The 1,746-nt window shown below is 75.1% G+C and carries 2 protein-coding genes; both read right to left on the bottom strand.

Features of this window, described 5'->3' with window-relative positions; translation table 11 throughout:
* On the bottom strand, positions 1–1,426 hold a 1,426-nt coding region (locus tag PLL68_RS14815), incomplete at its 3' end, for an AllF/FdrA family protein (protein WP_324535397.1).
* A partial coding sequence (locus PLL68_RS14810; RefSeq protein ID WP_324535395.1) for an oxamate carbamoyltransferase subunit AllH family protein occupies positions 1,423–1,746 on the bottom strand: 324 nt, incomplete at its 5' end. The genes PLL68_RS14815 and PLL68_RS14810, both read right to left, overlap by 4 nt.

Below are 1,746 nucleotides of genomic sequence, written 5' to 3'. Positions count from 1 at the left end.
CGGCCAGCACCTCGGCACACCTCGAGCGGTGCTGCGGGTCGCCGTCAGTTCCGGTGAGCGACACCACGACCGGCAGGGCGCGCCCGGAGGCGAGGGCGGTCGCCCGAGCCGTGCGGACGGCATCCGCGAGCTCGTCCGCGGGGTCGGGGTGTGCGCCGTGCCCGAGGACGAGGTCGAGCAGCAGCACGCCGCAGGTGGGGTCGAGCGCCTCGGCGGCGATCCGCTCCTGGCGCAGGGTCGGGTCGATCATCGGGTGGGCGCGGCCGCGGGTCAGCCCGTCGTCACCGAAGTCGATGACGACGTGGCCGTCGTGGCGCAGGTCGGCGCCGAGCGCCAGGGCCGGGTCGTGCGGGATGTTGCTGTGGATGCCGCCCAGCTCACCCTCGGCGACCGTGATCGCCTCGTCGGCGAGGGTGCCTCCGCAGAACAGGCCACGCAGGGCGGCGCCCCGGGACAGGAGCGGGTCGTCGCCACCGCCGGCGGCAGCCCACGTTGGCCACGTCGGCACCGGCACCCCCTGGGCGACGAGGAAGGACTCGATGGATGCCGTGAGGTCGGGGCGGCCCGGCCCCAGCACCGCCCAGTGCACCTGCAGCCCCAGCTCGTCGGCGAGGGCTTCGAGGTCGGCGAGGACCCCTGCGTCCGGTGGCTTGGAGACGACGATGACCTGGTCGGTCGCCGGGTCGGCGGCCAGTGCACGCAGCGCCTGCCGGGTCGAGCGCCCACCGACGGCCGCCTTGAGGTCACGGCCGCCGACGCCGAGGCAGTGCGAGATGCCGACACCGGCCGCGTCGAGCAGGCACATGACCTGCTGGGCGCCGGTCCCCGACGCGGCGACGATGCCGACCGAGCCGGGGCGCACGACGTTGGCGAACCCGAGGGCGACCCCGCCGATGTGGGCGGTGCCGCAGTCGGGCCCCATGACGAGCACGTCAGCGGCGGCGGCGGCGTCCTTGAGGTGCACCTCGTCCTCGACGGACACGTTGTCGGAGAAGAGCATCACCGACAGGCCGGAGGTGATGGCGTCGAAGGCCTCGGTGACGGCGTGCTGCCCCGGCACCGAGATGACGGCCAGCGTGGCGTCCACCCTGGCCGCGGCCGAGCCGAGGGTGCGCGGGGCGACCGTGTCGTCGCCACCACCGGAGTCGCTCGTCGCCCGCAATGCCGCGAGCGCGTCGGCGACGGCCGCGAGACCCGCCGCCACGGCATCCGGGGTGTCGGTGCGCAGGGCGATGACGAGGTCGTTCGGGCCGGCCCCGGGCGGGACGTCGAACCCCATGGAGGTCAGCACGTCGACGTTCAGCTCGGTGGCCATGGCGACCTGCGCGGCCAGCACGCCGGGAGTGCCGGCGACGACCCTCGAGACCTGCATGAGGCTGACCGAGTCGTGGTAGGCGCCGGTTCTCAGTTCGACGTGGGTGCTCATGCGGCGCTCCATCCGATGGGGGTGGTGTGGGTGGTGCTGGTGGGGGTCTGGCACAGGTGGCCCAGTTGGCGCAGGGGTCGCAGGTGGCGCAGGGCGGCGGCGATGCCGATGACGAGGTCGGCCCCGGAGGTGTGGCCGATGGCCAGCACCGCGGGCAGCACCCGCGCCACGGCGGCTGCGTCACGCGCCACGGCGGCGTCGACCAGGGCCACGACGTCGGCTGCTGCGTAGCCGTCGGCCGCGGCGTCGAGCAGGGCGGCGGAGACGGCGGTCGTCGACCCGAGCCGCTCGCGCACGGCCGCTGCCACCGGCCCGGCCAC

The sequence above is a fragment of the Ornithinibacter sp. genome (assembly GCF_035443565.1).
Classification (GTDB): Bacteria; Actinomycetota; Actinomycetes; order Actinomycetales; family Dermatophilaceae; genus Fodinibacter.
The sequence above is the reverse complement of the archived record's forward strand: the minus strand, read 5'-3'. Positions and strand labels throughout refer to the sequence as shown.